19 protein-coding genes and 1 pseudogene are annotated in these 20,040 nt (G+C 62.9%); 7 read left to right on the plus strand and 13 right to left on the minus strand.

The genetic code is table 11. The annotated features are described in order from the left end of the window. Window positions 1-17: 17 nt before the first annotated feature. Entirely contained in the window at window positions 18-287 is a 270-nt protein-coding gene (locus V5279_RS36115; RefSeq protein ID WP_166298560.1) for a hypothetical protein, read from the plus strand. Between the two features lie 187 nt (window positions 288-474). Here the strand turns inward: V5279_RS36115 and V5279_RS36120 are convergent, their stop codons facing one another. From V5279_RS36120 to V5279_RS36130, 3 genes are all read right to left on the minus strand, one after another. After that, window positions 475-2,205 carry a methanol/ethanol family PQQ-dependent dehydrogenase gene (locus V5279_RS36120; protein ID WP_029084386.1) on the minus strand — a complete coding sequence of 577 codons (1,731 nt, stop codon included), beginning with the start codon at window positions 2,203-2,205 and terminating at the stop codon, window positions 475-477. A 66-nt stretch (window positions 2,206-2,271) separates the two neighbouring features. After that, entirely contained in the window at window positions 2,272-2,919 is a 648-nt protein-coding gene (locus V5279_RS36125; RefSeq protein ID WP_338691755.1) for a Rieske (2Fe-2S) protein, read from the minus strand. 127 nt (window positions 2,920-3,046) lie between these two features. Further along, window positions 3,047-3,382: a hypothetical protein gene (locus V5279_RS36130; protein WP_338691756.1), complete on the minus strand. Its 336-nt coding sequence runs from the start codon at window positions 3,380-3,382 to the stop codon at window positions 3,047-3,049. Window positions 3,383-3,432: 50 nt separating this feature from the next. On the opposite strand from V5279_RS36130, the gene V5279_RS36135 reads away from it, so the two are divergent. After that, on the plus strand, window positions 3,433-4,413 hold the full coding sequence (locus V5279_RS36135; protein WP_338701575.1) for an RluA family pseudouridine synthase: 981 nt from the start codon (window positions 3,433-3,435) through the stop codon (window positions 4,411-4,413). A gap of 217 nt (window positions 4,414-4,630) precedes the next feature. Beyond that, the gene (gene rpoH / locus V5279_RS36140; protein WP_029084390.1) at window positions 4,631-5,527 is read left to right on the plus strand and encodes an RNA polymerase sigma factor RpoH; all 897 of its coding nucleotides are present in this window, start codon (window positions 4,631-4,633) and stop codon (window positions 5,525-5,527) included. A 327-nt stretch (window positions 5,528-5,854) separates the two neighbouring features. Here the strand turns inward: rpoH and V5279_RS36145 are convergent, their stop codons facing one another. Further along, the gene (locus V5279_RS36145; protein WP_166298564.1) at window positions 5,855-7,561 is read right to left on the minus strand and encodes an adenylate/guanylate cyclase domain-containing protein; all 1,707 of its coding nucleotides are present in this window, start codon (window positions 7,559-7,561) and stop codon (window positions 5,855-5,857) included. 341 nt (window positions 7,562-7,902) lie between these two features. Between V5279_RS36145 and V5279_RS36150 the strand changes: the two genes are divergently transcribed. Then, on the plus strand, window positions 7,903-8,430 hold the full coding sequence (locus tag V5279_RS36150) for a transposase (RefSeq protein ID WP_338691757.1): 528 nt from the start codon (window positions 7,903-7,905) through the stop codon (window positions 8,428-8,430). Window positions 8,431-8,621: 191 nt separating this feature from the next. On the opposite strand, the gene V5279_RS36155 is transcribed toward V5279_RS36150, so the two are convergent. Next, window positions 8,622-10,406 carry an adenylate/guanylate cyclase domain-containing protein gene (locus V5279_RS36155; RefSeq protein ID WP_338691758.1) on the minus strand — a complete coding sequence of 595 codons (1,785 nt, stop codon included), beginning with the start codon at window positions 10,404-10,406 and terminating at the stop codon, window positions 8,622-8,624. A gap of 492 nt (window positions 10,407-10,898) precedes the next feature. On the opposite strand from V5279_RS36155, the gene V5279_RS36160 reads away from it, so the two are divergent. Together V5279_RS36160 and V5279_RS36165 are read left to right on the plus strand one after the other, a co-directional pair. Then, window positions 10,899-11,246, plus strand: coding sequence for a hypothetical protein (locus tag V5279_RS36160; RefSeq protein ID WP_338691759.1), 348 nt, complete (start codon window positions 10,899-10,901; stop codon window positions 11,244-11,246). Window positions 11,247-11,521: 275 nt separating this feature from the next. After that, complete coding sequence (locus V5279_RS36165; RefSeq protein WP_338691760.1) at window positions 11,522-11,914, plus strand: hypothetical protein; 393 nt, start codon at window positions 11,522-11,524, stop codon at window positions 11,912-11,914. A gap of 356 nt (window positions 11,915-12,270) precedes the next feature. Here the strand turns inward: V5279_RS36165 and V5279_RS36170 are convergent, their stop codons facing one another. The 3 genes and pseudogenes from V5279_RS36170 to V5279_RS36180 all read right to left on the minus strand — a co-directional run bounded on the left by V5279_RS36170 (window position 12,271) and on the right by V5279_RS36180 (window position 13,693). Continuing rightward, window positions 12,271-12,648: a VOC family protein gene (locus V5279_RS36170; RefSeq protein ID WP_166209588.1), complete on the minus strand. Its 378-nt coding sequence runs from the start codon at window positions 12,646-12,648 to the stop codon at window positions 12,271-12,273. Continuing rightward, window positions 12,608-12,796 (minus strand): annotated as a pseudogene (locus V5279_RS36175) (hypothetical protein); the annotation flags it as partial. The gene V5279_RS36170 and the pseudogene V5279_RS36175, both read right to left, overlap by 41 nt. 21 nt (window positions 12,797-12,817) lie before the next feature. Continuing rightward, window positions 12,818-13,693: a L,D-transpeptidase gene (locus V5279_RS36180; protein WP_338691761.1), complete on the minus strand. Its 876-nt coding sequence runs from the start codon at window positions 13,691-13,693 to the stop codon at window positions 12,818-12,820. A 437-nt stretch (window positions 13,694-14,130) separates the two neighbouring features. Between V5279_RS36180 and V5279_RS36185 the strand changes: the two genes are divergently transcribed. Continuing rightward, complete coding sequence (locus V5279_RS36185) at window positions 14,131-15,093, plus strand: IS110 family transposase (protein WP_338689915.1); 963 nt, start codon at window positions 14,131-14,133, stop codon at window positions 15,091-15,093. A 383-nt stretch (window positions 15,094-15,476) separates the two neighbouring features. Here the strand turns inward: V5279_RS36185 and V5279_RS36190 are convergent, their stop codons facing one another. The 5 genes from V5279_RS36190 to V5279_RS36210 form a co-directional block, all read right to left on the minus strand. Continuing rightward, window positions 15,477-16,097, minus strand: a complete 621-nt coding sequence (locus V5279_RS36190; protein ID WP_166307297.1) for a peptidoglycan recognition protein family protein — start codon at window positions 16,095-16,097, stop codon at window positions 15,477-15,479. Between the two features lie 36 nt (window positions 16,098-16,133). Next, window positions 16,134-17,348, minus strand: a complete 1,215-nt coding sequence (locus V5279_RS36195) for a GGDEF domain-containing protein (protein ID WP_338691762.1) — start codon at window positions 17,346-17,348, stop codon at window positions 16,134-16,136. A 680-nt stretch (window positions 17,349-18,028) separates the two neighbouring features. After that, window positions 18,029-18,640, minus strand: coding sequence for a LysE family translocator (locus tag V5279_RS36200; protein WP_338691764.1), 612 nt, complete (start codon window positions 18,638-18,640; stop codon window positions 18,029-18,031). Between the two features lie 22 nt (window positions 18,641-18,662). Continuing rightward, window positions 18,663-19,541: a dienelactone hydrolase family protein gene (locus tag V5279_RS36205; RefSeq protein WP_338691765.1), complete on the minus strand. Its 879-nt coding sequence runs from the start codon at window positions 19,539-19,541 to the stop codon at window positions 18,663-18,665. 93 nt (window positions 19,542-19,634) lie between these two features. Next, window positions 19,635-20,039 (minus strand): response regulator, encoded by a 405-nt coding sequence (locus V5279_RS36210; RefSeq protein ID WP_338701577.1) that lies wholly within the window; start codon window positions 20,037-20,039, stop codon window positions 19,635-19,637. Window position 20,040 lies beyond the last annotated feature (1 nt).

A 20,040-nucleotide genomic window follows, 5' to 3' on the forward strand; every position in this document is an offset into this window, starting at 1 on the left:
TTTAGAGGAGCAGACCGATGAAAACCCCACCCGTGAAGTTTCAAGCGCTCGCGGCAACCGTGGCCGCGGGCGCTTTTCTTTTTGCGACGCAGACAGCGCTCGCGCAGACCGCTGCGCCGCCAAGCACAGCGACGCGGCCGGCCAAGGTGCTGCCCGACCAGACCTCGGTTCCGAGCAACGCCCCGCCGGCGACCACCGGCCAAGCCACCGGCGAGGCCAGCCGTGACCCGATGATCAAGAAAATGAATGAGGACGAGAAGCAGAAGGTCGACACCAAGGGCAAATAGCGGGAACAAGCAGCGGAAGCGGACCGGGAAGCGGCGGTCTCCCCAGCCGCCGCTTCCCGATCGCATCGCCCCCTGTCTGCTAAAGCGTTTTCGAGCGAAGTGGACACCGGTTCGCGTGAAGAAAACGCGTCAAAACAGAAAGCCAGAGCTTCGGTTCTGATCAGAACCGAAGCTCTGGTCGCGCGCCTTACTTCTTGTTGAGCGCGAACACCCAGATCACGCCGCCTTGCGGCACGTTGTTCTCGAAGCCCGCGACCTTGCCGGCAAGCGCGTCCTGGATGCGCTGCGCGTCGACGCCCCAGCCCGACTGGACCGCGATGTATTGCGTTCCATCGACCTCATAGGACATCGGCATCGCCATGATGCCGGAGTTGGTCTTCTGCTCCCACAACAGCTCGCCGGTCTTGGCATTGAAGATGCGGAACATCCGGTCGTTGGTGCCGCCGGCCAGAACAAGGTCGCCTGCGGTCGCCGTCACCGATCCGAACAGCTGCGAGGTCTTGAAGTCGTGCTGCCAGACCTTCTTGCCGGTGGCCGGATCCCACGCCTGCAACTCGCCAAAATGATCGGCGTTCGGTGCCGGCGTCAGTCCGATGTCCTCCGGCTTGGTGCCGAGCCAGAGCTGGCCAGGAACCAGCGGTTGCTTCTCGCCGGTGAAGCCGCCGCAGAAATTCTCGTTGGCGGGAACATAGACGAGCTTGGTGCTCTGGCTGTACGCCGCCGACGGCCAATCCTTGCCGCCCCACAGCGACGGGCAGAACTCGACGCGCTTGCCGATCACCGGCTTGTGGTCGGGATCGACGATCGGCCGGCCGGTCTCGGCCTCGATGCCTTTCCAGACATTGGTCTTCACGAACGGCCAGCCGGACACGTAGTTGATCTTGTCGGGCTTGTTCTCGAGCACCCAGAAGATCGCGTCGCGACCCGGGTGGATCAGGCTCTTGAACGAACGTCCGTCACGCTGCAGGTCGACCAGCATCGGCGCATCGACCTCGTCCCAGTCCCAGGAATCGTTCTGGTGATACTGGAAGTGCTTCTTGATCTTGCCCGTCTCGGGATCGAGGCCAATCACCGAACTGGTGTAGAGGTTATCGCCGGCGTGAGCCGAGCCCGGCCACGGCGCAGCGTTGCCGACGCCCCACAGGATCGTCTTGTTGTCCCTGTCGTAGACGCCGGTCATCCAGGCCGATCCACCGCCCGACTTCCAGTCGTCGCCGGTCCAGGTCTCATGGCCGGGCTCGCCTTCGCCGGGGATGGTGAAGGTGCGCCAGAGCTCCTTGCCGCTGTCGGCATCGTAGGCGACGACATAGCCGCGCACGCCGAACTCGCCGCCGGAGCCGCCCACGATCACCTTGCCGTCAACCACCAGCGGCATCAGCGTCAAATATTGCCCCTTCTTGTAATCCTGGACCTTGGTGTCCCAGACCACCTTGCCGGTCTTGGCATCGAGCGCGACGACGTGGTCGTCGGTCGTGGCAAAGTAGACCTTGTCCTGCCACAGGCCGACGCCACGGCTGGTCGGGTGCAACTGGAACAGATCGTCGGGAAGCTGGCGCTTGTAGCGCCAATATTCCTCGCCGGTCTTGGCGTTGAGTGCGATCACCTGTCCCATCGGGGTCGCGGCGAACATCACGCCATTGTTGACGATCGGCGGCGCCTCATGGCCCTCGATGACGCCGGTGGAGAAAGTCCAGACCGGCTTGAGATCCTTGACGTTGGAAGTGTTGATCTGATTGAGCGGACTATAACCCTGTCCGTCATAGGTCCGGCGATAGAGCATCCAGTTGCCGGGTTCGGGATTTTCGAGACGCGCTGACGTCACCGGACTGTAGTTTTCGATCGGCCCTGCGACGGCGTAGGTCGAGACGAGACACGTGAATGCGACGCAACCCGACAGTAACCACTGCTTGCTTGTCATGAGATGCTACCTCCCTGCTCTGTTTTGTTTTTTCAGCTTAGGTCATGCAGAAATCCCGGTGTGGCCTCATCCTCCTTGCTGAGCACCCACCTTCCCAACGAATGGCGCTGCGACCGTGATCGCGCCGTCGGCCACCGTCAGCGGCAATGCCGCGAGGCGACGTGGCGCCGGCCCGAACACGACTTGCGCATTCTGCCGCGGATCGTATTCGGAGTTGTGACAGAGGCATTTCAGGACGTTCTTGTCGCCCTGCTCTTCCTTCACCCAGGCGGTGATCGGACATCCGGCATGCGAGCAGATGATGGAGTAGCAGACGATGCCGTCAGGCGCGCGGGCACGCGTCGCATCGTCCAGTTCGTTCGGATCGAGCTTGACCAGCACGACCTCATTCAGCCGCGAACCTTTGCGGACGACGGAGGATTTCGGATCCTTCGGCCAGGCGCGAATGGGCGGTCCACCGAGCGTCAGATCATCCGACTTGATGACCTCGCCGGCCTTGTCGCCTTCGGCGCGCACCAGGAGGTCGGCCTTTTGCGGTCGCTCACTGGCGCCAGGCTGATCTTCGTCGTCGGCGGCTGCAGGCTCGATCGCGGCAAGACAGGCGCAACCCGCGAGCGCGGTCAACAGCGCGCGGCGCGTCGGGTCGGCGCACGAGCCCGACGCATCGGACTCACTGGTCTGTTCGACGGAAGCGCTGGGATTGGACTCCGACATGGCGCAAGCTGAGCGTGCAACTCAGCCGAAAAGATGGCGGCACACCTTCTCGATGCACGAACGCATGCGCAAAAAATACGCTGCAGCTTTTGGTTGATTTAACTGCGCCGCTTCGCGGTTGCGTCGATCAGGGTTCGTTGACGAAGGTCAGCCTGCCGACAGGTTTCAGCGTCTTTGCATCAAATGTGCGGATCTCTGTTGCACCGCCTATATCAAGCGTCAGCACCAACCGCTCGCCGGCGACGCCGGTCGAGACGATGCGGGCGTCCTTCGGCAGCGCAGCAGTGACGTCGGACACCGAAACAGGGCTTCCCTCGCTGCGATAAAGGCGGTAGCCGATGGCGATCAACACGACGGCCACGGCCAGTGCCGAGGTCAGCCCCGCGATCAGCATCATGCGCCGCACCCGCGCGATCAGCGCGGCCTGGTCGGGGGTCGGTTCGGTCACAGCGGTGTCGGTCATCACAAGGCTCTATATCTTTGCAACACGTCTCTTCGAATGGCGGTCGGAAGCTGGAGGTCATCGTCGCGGGCGACGAGGGCTCGGCCCGGCTTGACCGCGTGCTCGCGCAGCGCACCCCGGAGCTGTCGCGGTCCCGTCTGAAGGCGCTGATCCTCGCCGGTTCCGTGACCGTCAAGGACGCCGTCGTCCGCGACCCCGCTTATCATGTCGCCAAGGGCGATACGATCATAATCGACGTGCCGGAGGCCGCCCCTGCCGAGCCCCAGGGCGAGGACATCGCGCTCGATATCGTGTTCGAGGACGACGACATCATCGTCATCGACAAGCCCCGCGGCCTCGTCGTGCACCCCGCGGCCGGCCACGCCACGGGAACGCTGGTCAACGCGCTGATCGCGCATTGCGGCAGCAGCCTGTCCGGTATCGGCGGGGTCAAGCGGCCGGGCATCGTGCACCGGCTCGACAAGGACACCACGGGACTGATGGTGGTGGCCAAGAACGACCACGCCCACCAGTCGCTGACCGCGCAGTTCGCCGACCATGGCCGCACCGGCCCGATGGAGCGCGGCTACATGGCGTTCGCCTGGGGCGTGCCGAACCGGCCCCACGGCACCATCGACGCGCCGATCGACCGCCATCCGCACGCCCGCGAGAAGATGGCCGTCCGTCAGAGCGGCCGCGAGGCGATCACGCATTTCGAGGTGCAGCGGAGCTTTGCCGGCCGCGACGGCAAGCCGGTCGCCTCGCTCCTGGCCTGCCAGCTCGAGACCGGCCGGACCCATCAGATCCGGGTGCACCTCGCCCATCTCGGCCATCCGCTGATGGGCGACAGCGTTTACGGCGCCCACTTCAAGACCAAGGCCGGGCAGCTCAGCGCGGAAGGTAAGGACGCACTCACCGCCCTCGACCGGCAGGCCCTGCATGCCTATCTGCTGGCTTTGGAGCACCCCCGGACCGGGGAACTTTTGCGCTGGGAACAGCCTTTGCCGGAGGATTTGCTTCTCCTGCGACGGGCGCTGGAAGCGGCGGTATGACGCACCCCCTGATGAAAAGCTTCGTTATGACAACAGGTTATACCAGCCACACGGGGACGTGACGTCAGCAATCCTTCCCTATCACGGACAGTTTGGTGTATGTTGCACCTGCGTTGAATATCCAACGCGGAACATCGCAGCATGGCCGGCTTTAACCCAGCGGCCACCTGCCTGGCCCGCCGCTATCGGGGGCCTGAACCACTGGAGGGCGCAAGTAATGGCCCGTACAGCTACCTTACCGGTTCTCAATGGAGAGTCCGGTCTTTCCAGATACCTCGCCGAGATCCGCAAGTTCCCCATGCTGGAGCCGCAGCAGGAGTACATGCTCGCCAAGCGTTGGCGCGAGCATGACGATCGCGACGCGGCGCATAAGCTCGTCACCAGCCATCTCAGGCTCGTGGCCAAGATCGCCATGGGCTATCGCGGCTACGGCTTGCCGATCTCCGAGGTGGTCTCGGAAGGCAATGTCGGCCTGATGCAGGCGGTGAAGCGATTCGAGCCCGAGAAGGGCTTCCGTCTCGCCACCTACGCCATGTGGTGGATCAAGGCGTCAATACAAGAGTACATTCTGCGTTCCTGGTCGCTCGTGAAGATGGGCACCACCGCGAACCAGAAGAAGCTGTTCTTCAACCTGCGCAAGGCGAAGAGCAAGATCTCCGCTCTGGAAGAGGGTGATCTCCACCCCGACCAGGTGAAGCTGATTGCCAAGCGCCTCGGCGTGACCGATCAGGACGTGGTCGACATGAACCGCCGCCTCGGCGGTGACGCGTCGCTCAACGCCCCGATCCGCGACGACGGCGAAGCCGGCGAATGGCAGGACTGGCTGGTCGACAACTCGCCCAACGCCGAGGCCGTGATGGCCGAGAGCGAGGAGTTCGATCATCGCCGCCAGGCCCTGAACGGTGCGATCGGCGTGCTCAACCCGCGAGAACGCCGCATCTTCGAGGCGCGGCGCCTGGCGGATGAGCCGATGACGCTGGAAGACCTCGCCGCCGAGTTCGGCGTGTCGCGCGAGCGCGTGCGGCAGATCGAGGTCCGCGCGTTCGAAAAGGTGCAGTCGGCCGTCAAGGGCACGATTGCCCGGCAGGAAGCAGCGCTCGAGGCCGCGCACTAAGCGCGCGGTGGGCGAGCCAACAGACACGAAAGCCGGCGGCAACGCCGGCTTTTTTGTTGTTTGCAAAGTGGTGCTCGGCACGCACCTCGATCCAGGACGTATACCCATAGATCCGCCTGCCGACGAATGTCCGCATCAGCCTCGGGATCGGACAAACGAGGCGCACTTCGTCATGTCGCCTTCGGGTCAAACTCGGAAGTCAGAACGCGCAATCGTGACGTCCGCTCCACCCCCGACATCGGACTTTCGACAGCCAGCGCGGCACTTCCGAAAAGGGCCAATAACGGACTCATCCACCGCAACAATCCTTTGATCTAACCGAGGGTGTCATTTTTCGGAAAAATGCCAGACCCCGTCCCAACCGGCTGGCGGCGGAATGCTGCGCAATTGGCAGACGCGGTCGACAAATAGCCGCGAAGGTCCATCCTCCGCATCATGGAGGAGGCACCTTTCGAAGCACCCCTGCGCCTCGTCCCAATCCTGCCGGCGATAGCTGGCGAGACCGTCCGAGAACATCTCGCGAAGCTGAATCCGCTCCGGCTCGAGCTCGCCAACGCGACCCATTGCTTCGAAGATACGGACCGGCTCGGTCTTGCCGGCGACAGTGATGAGGTCAAGTTCGCGTGCCTCAACGACTTGTTGGGCCATTCGATAGGTCTCCTCGCTGAGGATGAGCGAGGTGCCATAGAGTTTGTTGATGCTCTCGAGACGCGAGGCGAGGTTCACCGTATCGCCGATCACGGTATAGGATCGCGCCGCATCCGAGCCAATGGTCCCGACCACGGCTTCGCCGGTGGCGATTCCCATACGGATAGCAAGTTTGGGTGGATTGCGTCGCATCCCGGTGATCTCAGGCAACTGGGCGCGAAGCAGGGTGATCGCATCCTGTTGTGCAAGCGCCGCGAGGCAGGCATCGCTGGCATGATCGTCGCCAGCAGAGAAAGGCGAGACCCAGAACGCCATGACAGCGTCGCCGATATATTTGTCGATGAAGCCGTGATGCGCATGAATAACGTCGGCGACCGTTCCGAAATAGCTGTTCAGCAGGTTGACGACGGCGCTGGCGGTTAGTTGCTCGCTGATGCCGCTGAAGTCCTTGATATCGGAAAAGAAGATAGTGAGCGTGCGGCGCTCGGCCTGTTCGGCACCGCTGCCGATCAAACGAGTGACGATGCGTGGGTCGACAAACTTGCCGAACGTATCCTTGATGCGCTCCCGCGAGCGAAGCTCCTCGACCATGCGATTAAACGATAGAGCGAGTTCACCAACCTCGTCGCGCGTGAGAATCGACAACGGCTCCGAATCCGTACCGGACTCGATTGCACGGGTGCGGACCACAAGCTGGCGCAAACCTCCAACCACACGGGCCGATCCCACTGCGCTTATGCCGAGGCCGATTCCACAGGCGGCCAAGAACAGGCCAAAGCTCAAGTAGGTATTAAGCCGTTGTCTTGCGAGAACAGTGCGGGTTGCCCGATCTGTAAGACTGGCAAGGCTACGGCGAATCTCGGACAGGTCCGGTCCGAAAGCTTGTGCAAACTTGCTGAAGCCAAGTGAGGCCGTCCGGGCATCCTCGCGTCGGCCATCGGCTAGGGCCGCCATTGTTAGCTCACCGGTGGCTAGAAATTCCTCGAGGCTGCGGCTGAGGTATTTGAACGATCCCTCTATGCGCGCCAGCTCGATGCGTTCAGTGGTCTGGTAGCTCGGGTCTTGAATGGCCTTAGCGAGCAACGCAGTGGCCTTGTCGACGTCGGTGCGCAATTCCTCCGTCATCGCCTGCTTGGTGGAAATTGCCGCTGCGAGTTCTGGAGGATTCAAGGGATCAAGGCGCAGCGCACGCAAAATGCCGAGTTCGTACCTGTCGGTATCGACATCGATCTCTGCGACCAGCCGCGTCAGCGGCAACTCGTATTCGACAATGTTGCCTATTTGATCGCTGTCCAGCTTTTGAATAACGGCGAGTACGCCGACCACGACGCCAAACAGCGCAAGCAGAATCCCGGCGAGAAGAAAGATTTTCTTGCGGATCGTCATTAGGGCGGGTCCGGGCAGAGCATGACGTAGGTCGCATAGTTGGGCTTAGGCAGGGAGCCCCCAATAGGCGACATCGCTTGATCACCTCGCAAGGGCTGCGGAGCGCTCTGCTGTGCGGCGACGGGCATTACGGCCACGAAGCAACTTCCCAGACCTGCGAGCACAGAGGCCACCGTGAAGTGTGTTGCCCTCATATCGTGATCCCCTTCACAGCCTAGGTCAAACCCAGAAGTCCTGGAGAGCAACCGGGAAGTCCGCTTCGCCCTCACGAACGGACATGGTCAGCCTGGCCTGTCAGGTCGGAAAAGTGACACAAGCGGTCGTCAACGTCACAATCAATCTTGAAGACCCGGCTGGAGCATATCGATCGGCCCGCGCTGAGACGCCTGGTGCTGGGTGACATTGCCCGGCTGAAGGCACGGCGGCTCGCCCAGATCCGTTACCTTGCCAGGCAACTACGCGCTCACCGCGATCTCGCTGCCCGCCTTGACCTCGTGCTCAGCATTCCCGGGATCGGCGAACGCGCCGCACTCGTGCTCTTGATCCGCATGCCCGAGCTCGGCCGTGTCAGCCGCGAGGAGGCTGCGGCCCTCGCGGGGCTCGCGCCCTTCGACAACGACAGTGGGCAACATAAAGGCCAACGGCGCATCGCCGGCGGTCGGGCTCGGCTGCGACGTTCGCTGTTTGCTGCGGCGCTTCCGGCGGCATTCCGCTGGAACAAGGCCCTCATTGTGCTCTACACACGCCTAACCGCAGCCGGAAAGGCCCACAACGCAGCTCTCATCGCTTGCGCGCGAAAGCTGCTGATCTATGCCAACACTGTCATCCAGCGCGGAACGCCTTGGCGCGAACAGGCGTCCGCGACTTAATGGTTGCTACGGGGCTGGTTTTTGGCATGATCCTTCGGCACGCACCTCGATCTAGAACGTATGCCCAAAGATCCGCCTGCCGACGAATGTCCGCATTAGCCTCAGGAGCGGACAAAAGAGGCACTCTCGGCCATGTCCGCTAAGGGCCCAGGAGTGGACTTTCACAACTCTAGCTGGAGGTGATTATTGCGTCATTCCGGGAGACCCGCCTTGCGAAGGGCGTCTCGGAAACGTTCCGCGTCCGTTGCATTTCTGAATGGTATTGGTGGCAAATTGCTCACGGTTGTGCTCGGGATCGCGAGAAGCCAATCACCGATCGCCGCGCGCGCCGCATCTTGCTCGCCTAGCAGCGCAAAGCTAACGGCAAGAAGGGCATGGCCTTGCCACCAGTCTCGCTTACGCTGCACGGCTTTTTCGGACCACTCGCGAGCTTTGACGTAGTCCTGGGCAACAAAATATGCCAGCGCAAGCCCAGAGAAGCGGAAAAAGTTGCCCGGTTCGCGCGGGTTCAATCTGAGGCATGTCTCCGAATTTTGGATACTCTCTTCTGCCCGTCCAGCGAGGGCAAGCACCGTGCCGAGACTGCCAAAAGCAATCAAGAAATTTGGATTGAGCTCAAGGGCTCGTCGATAGGCCGCGATGGCCTTGTCATGGTACCCAAGACCCTGACCCAGAATACCACCGAGCATCCAATACGAATATTCATCGGCATCATCGAGCCGGATCGCTTGTTGGGCTGACTGCAAAGCTGCCTCAAGCATTTCCCGTGGGTTGCTGGAAAAGCCCATCAACGCCAAATGATATGTCGCAGCAGCAAGAAGCTGATGACCCTTCGCAAATGATAGATCGATGCGCGTGACTTCGACCCCGATCTCGCGCGCTCTTGCGATGCTTTCCGACGTCAGCCCGTAAATTTCCTTCCACCCGCGCTTGGCGAGATCCCAAGTGCGAAAATCCGGTCTCTCGCTTCGTTCAGCCAGAACCCCTTCGCTAAAGACAACTTGACATTGGGTCGAGCCCACGACGCTGCGCGTGATTTCGTCCTGTATTTCAAAGATGTCAGCGAGATCGCGGTCGTATTTCTCGGCCCATAGGTGGCGCCCCATTGCGGTCTCGACTAGCTGCGCAGTGACACGAACACGCCGGTCTATGCGCCGGACGCTGCCCTCAAGCACGTAACGGGTACCGAGGTCGCGTCCAACCTGCTTCACGTCGACAGCCTTGCCCTTGTAGACAAATGTCGAGTTGCGAGCGATTACCGACATCGTGCTGGTATGGGCCAGTTCTGTTATAATATCTTCTGTGAGCCCATCAGCGAAATATTCCTGCTCGGGATCGCCGCTCATGTTCTGGAACGGCAGCACGGCGATGGATGGTTTGTCGGGAAGCGAGAGCACCGGAGGCTGGCTCACAGCCGAACCTGATCTTACTTCGGAAGGGGTTTGACCAGACGGCCGAACCCGCCACGCCCGCATAGGCTCGGCAATGTTTTTGAGGGACTGCTGTCCTATGTCATCATAGGCAATTTCAACTTTGCCCCGCACCTGCCGATAAGCATCATCGGACATGCAGATCCCGCCCGGTTCGGCGATGCTCTCAAGGCGGGCGGCAATGTTGACACCATCGCCGAAGATGTCGTTGTCATCAAAAATGACGTCACCGACATGAATACCGATCCGGAATTCGATCCTTTGATCGGGCGGCACGCCGGCATTCTGCTCGGCCACACTGCGCTGGATTTCAACTGCACCGCGCACCGCATCGACGGCGCTGGCGAACTCGATCAGCATGCCGTCACCGGTCGTCTTGACCACGTGGCCTCGATGGGAGGCTATGGTGGGGTCAACGGTGGTCTTCCTTACAGCCTTTAGCCGGGCCAGCGTCTCTTCTTCGTCGGCCCCCATCAGCCGACTATATCCCGCAACATCCGCCGCCAGCACCGCTGCCAGTCGCCGTTCCACGCGCTCGTTGCTCAAGACGCACCTCGGACCGGAAAATCAAGGGCCAGCTTAGCAGAAAAGTGGGCCAATGTCCGATAGGTCCAGTGTCCGAGATGGGTCAGAAGGCGATAGGCCTGAGGTCGGATCGGGTTTCTGCTTCGTCTCCGAAAGCGGGCCTCCCGGATTTTATTGGAGTACGCGCCCCACTCGCCCCACTGCCGCGCCATCGCCGCGAGCGCAGCCCTCGCAGTAGCGGGCGTCCTTGAAGTCGATCCAGTTGTCCCGCGCGTTGGAGAAGGTGTAGCCCGCCGTCAAGGGCACGATTGCCCGTCGGAAAGCTGCTCTCGGAGCCGCGCACTAACGCGCGGAGTCGAGCCAAGAGACGCGAAAGCCGGCGGCAACGCCGGCTTTTTTGTTTGGGCGTGATTTTCAGCACGCGCTTCGCCGACGCCCACGAACCTCCGCTCCCCCTCGATCGACCAATCGGGAAGCGATCGCCACGGGGGCGGGCGCGGATGCGAGGTTGTGATGCCGATCACACTGCAATCGACCGTCGGCGGCTTCTCCGCCGAGTTCACGAGCAAGCTGCCCGCACTGGAGCGGGCGATGACCGAGGGCGGGCTCGAGCCCTCCGACTTCGTGTTCTCGAAGGACTCCGCCGCGCCGGCGGCGATGCCGTTCGTCGGTCCGTTCTTCTACGACTACACCGTGTTCACCGGCGGCGAGAGCTTCACCGTCACCGAGCCGAACGACATGCAGTTCCTGGCCTACATCTCTGACCGCTTCCTCGCGGCCGAACGGCCCGATGAGCCGGAGGTGGCGCGGCCGCCCGGCGCCATCAGCCGGTTCTTCCGCTGGATGGCGCAGCCGATCTGAGCGAGCGTCGCATCTCCGAGGCGCGGCCTCCAGTCGGCGCGCTTGTCGCAAGACGGCCGCTGGTGTATGTCCTGCGCCCCCGGCGCGACATCGCGCCTTTGTTCAACGCTCGCAAAGGGAGGCGGCATGAAATGCAGATCGACACGTTCTGAACGCCGCCGCCCATCGGTGATCGGCGACCGGTCATGAGTTGAACGCCGCGTTGCGGCTGTTCTTCCGTTCATCCAATTTGGCTACGAGGGGCGTGACGCAACACGGCGTCGCGCCGTGTCGTCATGTATTTGCGGTTCGTTACACCGCTCATCCACCCGCACAGCCGCGTGGAGAGCGGCTTCTTTCGTGCGTCCTGGCATATCTATCGGAACGACTGTCCCGACTGGATCCGGCAGGAGCTGTCGGACCAGTTCGACTGGTTCGGAGAGCATCTGCCGATCCCGGGACGCATCGCGCGGCACTTCAAGCGGCGCGATTCGATCTGGGGCATCTGCTGGTTCGATCCTCAAGCCCGCGAGGCGGTGAGCCGCGCGCGTTACTGCGCGTGGCTGCTTGAAGAGGGCGGCCTGCCGGTGCGCACGATCACCACCTCGCGCCAGCGTGAGGTACTCTGGCGCGATGCGCACCAGATCGTCACCAAGCCCTCGGCCGACCTTCCCAAGGCATTTTCCTGAGGAAGGCCCGGCGGGCTTGGATCACGACCAAACTCGATCGTGGTCGCTTTTGATCGCCGTCCGGGCACCGGTGGTTTCGGCCCCCGGTTGCCCGGACCCGCCCTGCGGAGGAATCCAGTCTGTAGGATGGGTGGAGCGCAGCGATACCCATCATCTCACCGCGCAGCACAAGGTTGATGGGTATCGCTTCGCTCCACCCATCCTACGAAGCTCGTTTTTGCCATGATGCTTCGGCACGCACCTCGATCCAGAACGCATGCCCAGAGATCCGCCTGCCGACGAACGTCCGCATCAGCCTCGGTAGCGGACAAACGAGCCGCACTTGGTCATGTCAGCTAAGGGCCAGTGCGGACGAATTATTGCGCTCCGGCGCGGAGACGGCTTGGCCAACCGACACGGACCAATGTTTCATCTGGGTCAGAGATCGCAAATTCGTACATCCCCCACGGCTTGTCTTCGGGTGATTGCTGAAATTCGCGCGCCGCAGCATCAACACTCTCGAGGTATAGATAAAGCCCAAAAGGGTTTCTGCCCGGCGTTAGCCATCCCTCGACCGCGTCCGTCAGATGTAAATATCCGCCCTTCCCGTTCGACAGCATGCGATAGGTGTCCGGCTCTCCCGGAGCAGGCCTTTCGCTGTCCGGGCGCGCAAAGCCCAGCCGATTGTAGAACCGCTCCGACGCATCAAGGTCATTACACGGCAGGATCGCGATCAAAGCTCCAGAAGGGCTCATTAGTACACTCCGACGTCATGCAACAACTTCGTCCGCTCTTCTCAATGCGGGCGTCCTTGAAGTCGATCCAGTTGTGCGCGTAGACGCGCTCCAGCGGAATGCCGTAACGCGCGCGCAGCACCTGCACCTGCACCCGCCACGCCGCGAGACCCGGGACAGAGGAATCAAGTTACTGGGCCTCGGCCATCTTCGGTCGAGATGATTGCATCTGCGCGCTGGTTGCCGAGGGCCGGTTCGACGGCGGTACCAGATCCGGTGATCGGACGGCGGCGTCGGGCGGCGCGCCCTGGGACGGCCGATTGGCCGCGGGGGCCGGAAGCACGATGACTTTCGCTCCGACTTTCACTCGTTCATAAAGGTCCACGACGTCCTCATTGGTCAGCCGGATACAGCCGGACGAAACCCGCTTCCCGATCGTATCGGGCTTGTTGGTGCCGTGAATTCTGTATTCGGTATCGCCCAGATACATCGCCCGGGCGCCGAGCGGATTGCCGGGCCCCCCTGCCATGAACCGCGGCAGATAAGGCTGGCGCGAAATCATCTCTCCCGGCGGACGCCAATCCGGCCATTCTGTCTTGCGGGCTACGGTCTGTTCACCGGACCATGTGAAGCCTTCGCGACCGACACCGATGCCGTAGCGCATCGCCTGTCCGTCGTTCAGAACGAGGTAGAGGAACGTGTTTCCGGTATCGATGACGACGGTGCCGGGCGCCTGGTGACTGGCGTAATCAACCACCTGCCGAACAAATTTTCCAGGAGCGTCAGCGGCTTTTGGCGTTTCGATCCGGGGCGCGGGGACCGGGATTGGAACCGGAGCTGGCGCAGGAGCCTGAACCGGCGCCGCTACGTGAATAGGAGCCGATGGCACCGGAGCCGATGGCGCCGGGACCTGGTGCGCGGCTTGCTTCCGTATCGGTTGGACGCTCGCCGGACGCCACAGCAAACCGTACCCCAATGCGACAGCCGCCACGGCGCCAATTGCAACTCTTCCCGCCACCGGTAGCGCGAGCGCCTCAGTCTTCCCACGTTTGGCCCGCTTGCCCATATCTTCTCTTCCCCTGATCCCTTGCTGGCAGAGGTACCCAGCAAATTTTAACAAGCTTCGAAGCGATTTCGCTCAGGCTGGAAATCGCCAAGCGTCGTTAACGCGAGCGCTTGTTCCGTAAGGTTGAGCGAAATCCGGGCAGTCGGTAGGATGGGTGGAGCACAGCGATACCCATCATCCCACAGCGCGGCACGAAGTTGATGGGTATCGCTTCGCTCCACCCATCCTTGTATTAGCGCGCTGGGTTAGACTGGCCTCGTTCCGTGAGGAATGGCCCAGCTCGGGTGGCCGCCCGGGCTGGGCCGCTGATCGATCGGATCGTTACCCATCGAAGCCTTGAGGGCTGTTATTCGTAGCAAGATCGCGATCGGCACTTCATCGGGACCCGCATGGTTGAACGAACTTTAGGTTCGCATCACAAGGGAGGGTCGAGGAAGATGGCCAAGCGTACCACAATCTGTGCCGGGATCGATACCGGCAAACGGAAGCTCGACGTGGCGCTCGATGACGGCTCGGAGCAGCTGCAGGTGGAGAACACGGCGGAAGGTTACAAGACGCTGTTGGAGTGGCTTGGGCGCCATAAGGTCAGGCGAATTGGGATCGAGGCGAGCGGTGGCTATGAGCAAGCCGTCGTCGCCGAGTTACGGCGCAAGCGGTTTGTCGTCGTGGTGTTCCAGCCGGCGCAGGTGCGTGCCTATGCCAAATACCGCGGGCAACGTGCCAAGAACGATCGGATCGATGCCGCGCTGATCGCCGCCTGCGCCGCTGCGGTCAACAAGATCCACCCGGCCCCTGACGCAAGGTTATCGCCCTTGGCCGGGCAGCTGACACTGATCGATCAGATCGGAGAGGATATCACGCGGTTCAAGAACCGGCTCGAGAGCTGTCGCGATGCGCGTATCCAAAAGCTCTGGAAGGAAGATATCGTCCGCCTGGCCAAGCGCGAACGCGTCGAGTTCAAGGCTTTGGTGGCAGCGATCCGCGAACAGCACGATCTCGCTGCCCGGCTCGATCTGATCTACAGCGTCGGCGGGGCCGGGCTGCCGACTGCGGTCGCCATTCTGGTGCGCATGCCGGAGATCGGCCAAATCAGCCGCGAGCAGGCCGCAGCTCTTGCGGGCCTTGCGCCTTATGATGACGACAGCGGAGAGCATATTGGCGCTCGTCACATCATCGGTGGACGCAAGCGCCTGCGAGAGGCGCTCTATGCTGCAGCGCTGGCGGCGTCGTTCCGCTGGAATCCGCAGCTCATCGCCCTTTACAAGCGACTGATCGCCGCCGGTAAGGGTCACAAGCGCGCGCTGATCGCCTGCGCCAGGAAGCTGCTTGTCTTCATCAACGCCGTGGTGGCCCGAGGCACCCCTTGGCAAGCTGACATGTCAGCTGTTCCAGCAGCCTGAAGCGTTTCTTTGTTCGACCGGGGCGCCGTTTCTTCGTCCCGACCTGCCGTCACCAGGACGTCGCGCACAGCGGCCGTCAAGGATGGCCGTCGCTCAAATGCCACCACATCCTCATCCTCAACAGGCCACGCCTTGATGGCCGCGAGCACGGCGTCAGTCTCAACGGCGATCGGACAATTCAATCGCACACAACCGAAAGAGCTCATGGTTGCTACGAAGCTGTCGTCCTGCTGCGAAAGCGGGGGACCCCGTACGGCGCGGGGTCGAGAGAGGACGCGCAATAACTGCTGTCTCTGGAATACTGGATCGCCCGGTCGAAGCCGGGCGATGACAGCTGTTTGCTAGCCCGGGCGTCCTCGTCCACACATGACGCGTACGCGCCCCTACTCGCCCCATTGCCGCGCCATGGTCGCAAGCGCGCAGCCCTCGCAGTAGCGGGCGTCCTTGAAGTCGATCCAGTTGTGCGCATAGACGTGGTCGAGCGGGATGCCGTAACGCGCGCGCAGCACCCGCACCAGCACCCGCCACGCCGCGATCTGTGCATCGGTCGCGCCCTTCGTGACGTCGGGATAGTTGCCGGCGAACTCGACGCCGATCGAGGTGTCCTTGTTCACCTGCCGATAGGTCTTGCTGTTGTCGACATACTTGTTGTCATTGCGGTCGGCGCCGTCGGTGTGGGTCGGGACCAAATTGTCCGCGACCGACCAATAGACCGTGCCGTCGGTTTCGACCCAGACCATGACGCCGCGCCGGGTCGGGTTGTTGTGCTGCTCTGCTGCGCCAAACCGCGCCGAGCCCTGCGGGCCCTCGGTCTGGTGCACGATGATGTTGCGCCAGGGATGGGACTTGGCGACGTCACCCCAGGGCGACAGCCAGACCATTTTCAACCCGGGAATCTCAGGCGTGCCTTGCGATCGCGCGATGGTCGCGAGATCGGACATTTGAGCTGATGCCGCGGAGGACAGCACGAGCGCAGCAAGTACGGCGAGCAGGCGAGACATCATCACGGAAGGATCCAGTGTCGTCCCTCGATAGCATGCTCAGGCGCGCTTGCGCAGGGTCGCTTCCACGAGATCGGCGATCTCGGGCGGCAGCTTGGGCTCGTAGGTCGCATAGCCGTTCTTGCCGCCTTTCTTGGCGTCGTACAGCGCGTGGTCGGCGGCGGCGATCAGGCGGTCGGGATGCATGCCGATCTCGCGGCTCCATTGCGCAACGCCGATCGACACCGCGATCGGAATGTCCTGGCCGGTGCACTGCTCGGCATCGGCGCGGCAGACCTCCAGCACGCGGCGGGCAATCATCGCGCCCTCGCGCAGCGTCGAGGACGGCAGCACGATGCAGAACTCGTCGCCGCCGGTGCGGGCCAGCATGTCGCCGGGGCGGAGCCTGGTCTGCGCCATCAGCGTGAAGTGCTGCAGGCAGGCGTCGCCGGCGGCGTGGCCATGGGTGTCGTTGATGCCCTTGAAGCCGTCGAGGTCGATCACCAGCAACGCGAACGCCTCGCCGTTGCGGTCGGAGCGCGCGCATTCCTCGGTCAGCCGCTGCAGCAGATGGCGGCGGTTGCCGACGCCGGTCAGGTCGTCGAGCAGCGCGAGGTCGGCGACCTCGTTGCGCAGCCGGTCGATCGCCATCAGCAGAAAGCCGAAATTGAGCGCCATCGACAGGAACACCATCAGCAGGATCACCAGCGACTGGCCGGCACTGAAGCGGACGAAGGAGAATTCGCCGGGCTGCAGCAGGGCGCCGACTAGGCGCAGCGCATAGATGCCGATCAGCAGCGAAGCGACGATGCCGGCAAGCCGCGCGCCGGGACTGACGCGGCCGTTCTCGGGCGACAGCAGCAGCTTCAGCGTCAACGCGAACGGCGTGACCTGCGCGATGGTGTAGACCAGGATGCGCATCGGCATGCTGTCATAGGCAAAGATGAAGACGGTAAGGCCGGCGAAGGTGAGCGCGGTGGTCAGCATGGTGCTGCGCCAGCCCACCGGCTTGCCGTAGAACCGCTCGATGCCCATCGCGGCAAGGCCGGCGGCGAACACCATCAGCGTCCCCGCCGCCAGCAGCGGCAGCAGCGAGTCCGTCAGCACCACGCGGAGCATGGCACAGGCGGCACCGGCCGCCGCGGCGAACGCCGACGCGGTCCAGAATTGCGCTGTACCGAAGGCAGGATAGCTGCGCGCGACATAAGCCCAGATCAGGCCGAGCGCGAGAAAATTGATAACGAATACCGTCCAAAGCGTCGGAACGCTCAACATCGCCCCTGTTCGAGACCCCTATCGGTCTCGCCTCTCCTGAAATGACCGCCGCCCCTAGGGCGCTTCCCCAATGACAATCCCCGTTGTCTTGCGGGACAGGATGCGGCCGCGCCGCTTAACGGACTGTCACCCGCAATGCTCCAATCCAAGCTGTGGTTTTGAATTGATGAAGATGCGCGCATCGGCCGTTTGCGCATCGTTAAGCATGACGGATGTGACGCGCGGCGCACGTAGCGCGGCAAAAAGCTGGCGAAAACAGCTAACAACTGTGGATAACACAATGACAGCGCCGTGACAGCACGCGGCAGCCGCCTCCGAATCTGCTGAGTTTGCTACTGAGGATGTTGCGAGGCTGGCCCTCCGCCAAGCATGCCTCGGAGTCGCGTTTCAATCCATGAAACCTTGAGAGGATACTATGGCTAAGAAAGCGAAGAAGGCGAAGGCGAAAAAGGCCCCCAAGAAGAAGAAGGCCGCCAAGAAGAAGTAACCCGTTTCTTGCCCGGGTAGCGGCTCTGCCCTGCCCGGGCACCCAGATCGGGACATCCAGATCAGGACCACCGGTCGCAACAATATCAACTTCAAATACACCATCCAAATGAGTCGGCCCCGGACGGATGGGGCAACACCGCAGGCGCAAGGCCTGCTTTTTTATTGCCTGCATCAGCGCAGGCTAGGCGCAGTCAGCGCTCCGCGAAGGCAAGCTTGGCGCCGAGCAGGGCAAAGCCCGCGGCAAAGCTCCGCCGCAGCCAGGCCATCACCTTCGGCCGGGTGATGACGCGGTCACGCACCGACGCCGCGAACAGCCCGTAGACCGCGAACACGGCAAAGGTCATCGCCATGAACACACCGCTGAGCTCGACCATCCGCGCCAGCGGATGCGGCTCGTCGACGGCGATGAACTGCGGCAGGAAGGCCAGGAAGAAGATCGACAGTTTTGGATTGAGGATGTTGATCAGGATGGCCGTCACGATCACCCGTCCGCTCGATCGCGGCTTGATCTCGGTGTCGACGGCGAGCGCGCCGCGCTCGCGCAGCGCCTGCCAGGCCATGTAGAGCAGATAGACCACGCCGCCCCATTTCAGCGCCGCGAACGCCAATGCGCTGGTGTGCAGGATGGCGGCGAGCCCCAGCATCGCCGCGATCATCTGCGGCACGATCCCGAGCGTGCAGCCGAACGCCGCCGCCACGCTCGCCCGCGAGCCCCGGGTCAGCGCGACCGCGAGCGTATAGAGCACGCCGGTGCCGGGCGAAGCGACCACGATCAGGGTGGTCAGCAGGAAGGACCAGGTCATTTCAAATCCTCACGGGGGCACGTCATTCCAGATGTTGCTTCAGATAGTCCAGCACGCGGGGAAAGGCATCCTTGCGCGCTTCGGGATCGGTCCCGATCACGGGAATTGAGCCGTCGTGCATCTGATATTGCGGCAGCTCGGTGCGCGGCAGGTTCGGCGCGTCGAAGGCGTGCACCGCGCCGGGATAGCTCTTCAGCTCGACCGGATTGCCGCGCGCCTTGGCCGCCGCGATGAAGGCGTCGCACGGCTTGAACGGCGTCCAGACGTCGGCCTCGCCGATCAGCACCAAGAGCGGCACCCTTGTGGTCCAGCTGTCCGGCTCGACATTGGTGTACGGCCTTGACTGGTAGATGTCGGCGCACACGCCGGGATAGAACGACACCGCGACCCGAAAATCCTGCGCCAGCGTGGCGGGCCGGCCGATGCTCTTGTCGTTGATCGAGAGCAGCGCCACCCCGCCGCCCTGCGACCAGCCCATCAGCGCGATGCGGTCAGGCTTCACGAACGGCTGCCCCTGCAGATATTGCAGCGCGCCGTAGGCGTCCTTCGGCCGGTCGCGCCACATCCGGCGGGCGTCCGGCCCGCGCGAGCAGGTCTGGCCGAGACCGCGCGGCGTCGCGCTGTCGACGATCAGCGTGACATAGCCCTGCACGGCAAGCGCGCGCGCCCAGGCGCGGTAGAGACCGAAGATGCGGCCCTTTTTGTCGTTGAGGCCGGAGCAGCCGTGCATCAGGACCACCGCCGGCCGCGGCGCGTCGCCCTCGGGACGGGTGAGATGGCCGATCAGGTCGGTCGCACCGTCCAGCGACGGGAAATTGACAATCGCCTCCGCCGCCGCGGCAGGAGCCGCGACCGCGAGCACGAACCAGGCCAGTGCGATGATTGACCACGGGCGGGACATCAGCCGCCAATATCACGGCGTCCGGGGCGGCGGAAGCGGCGGCCGGCCGGCCGCAGCTCGCCCGCGCTGACAACTCCGTTATGACGACCAGCGTTATGAAGACCCGCGCGGCCCACGGCCGGACAGCGCCGACGCCGTCGTCTCGGCAAGGCGGATCACATCCAGCGGTGCCCAGGGTTTGGCCCAGAACAGCGCGCCATCGGGCAGGCGCTGCCGCAGCGGCCGGCCCGAGGTGACGACGACATCGAGATCGGGGTTGTATCGCTTGGCGGCATAAGCGAGCTCGACGCCGGTCATGTTTCCGGCCAGCTCGACATCCGTCATCATCAGCACGACATTGTCGCCGTTGCCCTGCAACACCAGTTCGGCGGCTTCCGCGCTCGCGCAGGCGATGACGTCGAACTCGCTCTCCTCCAGCAGTAATTCGATCATCTCGCGCTGCATCGGGTCGTCCTCGACGACCAGGGCCTTCGCACGGTGGGGCCTCGACTGTCCCATA

It is taken from the genome of Bradyrhizobium sp. 26S5 (assembly GCF_036923295.1).
Taxonomy (GTDB): Bacteria; Pseudomonadota; Alphaproteobacteria; order Rhizobiales; family Xanthobacteraceae; genus Bradyrhizobium; species Bradyrhizobium septentrionale.